This window comes from Clostridium pacaense, from assembly GCF_020709765.2.
Lineage (GTDB): Bacteria > Bacillota > Clostridia > Lachnospirales > Lachnospiraceae > Enterocloster > Enterocloster hominis.
In genome coordinates, this window is the sequence record NZ_JAJFEB020000250.1 from 1 (window position 1) to 232 (window position 232).

The 232-nt window shown below is 46.1% G+C and carries 1 pseudogene; it reads left to right on the plus strand.

The annotated features are described in order from the left end of the window. Window positions 1-2: 2 nt before the first annotated feature. A pseudogene (locus LK536_RS59195) lies at window positions 3-232 on the plus strand (branched-chain amino acid ABC transporter permease); the annotation flags it as partial.

Sequence of the window (232 nt, forward strand, 5' to 3'; positions counted from 1 at the left end):
GGATTTTGATACAGCTGATTGTAAGCGGGATTGCTATGGGGTTTATCTATGCGCTGGTGGGGATTGAGTACATGTTGATATGGAATGCGTCCGGCGTCCTTAATTTCAGCCATGATAAGATGATTAAAACAGGCGCTTATATTTTCGGCGGAACCTATATTCTGGGCCTGGGGATGGATTTCATACCAGGCATCCTGCTCAGCATTATAACAGTGGCCCTCCTCGGTATTGT